The following is a 561-nucleotide window of genomic DNA, read 5'->3' as shown; positions in this document are numbered from 1 at the left end:
GTCCATTGTTTATATACCGATTTTTCTGTCGATGTGTTTCATAGCAAAAGCAGACTCCCGTTTTATTATAGTGGCGGTATTAATAGGGACACTGTCCTTTGTTTTTGCCGTTTTGCCGATTTGGGAATCCGAAATTCTACAGAAACCGCTGTCAGCTGTACGGATCTTCCGTCGGGACAATGTGCGGTTTTCTGTGGCTATCGCGGCGTCAATCGTGACGCTGGTTAGCATAATCGGGTGGTTAGCGTTCAAAAATAAATATTACCTGTTAGTGGCGTATTTTTTCGGCATCGTTGCGGCAGCACTGTTGCTTTCGAGCGCAGTGTCACAAATGCTGAAAAGCTATCAAATTAAGCGACTTGTTGTGTTTTTTGATCCGACAAACGATATACAGGGTGCTGGCTGGAATATCAGGCAGTCAAAAATTGCTATAAGGTCTGGCGGGTTGTGGGGACGTGGATTTTTGAAAGGAACGCATAAACAATTTCTGCCGAAGCAAAGCACCGATTTTATTTTCAGCGGACTGGCAGAAGAATGGGGATTCGCGGGTTGCATAGTGAT

1 protein-coding gene is annotated in these 561 nt (G+C 44.7%); it reads left to right on the top strand.

Features of this window, described 5'->3' with window-relative positions:
* Positions 1–70: 70 nt before the first annotated feature.
* Positions 71–561: FtsW/RodA/SpoVE family cell cycle protein (locus AWU74_RS07595; RefSeq protein ID WP_187150939.1), on the top strand; the 491-nt coding region annotated here is incomplete at its 3' end.

The organism is Treponema endosymbiont of Eucomonympha sp. (genome assembly GCF_001028545.1).
The sequence above is the reverse complement of the archived record's forward strand: the minus strand, read 5'-3'. Positions and strand labels throughout refer to the sequence as shown.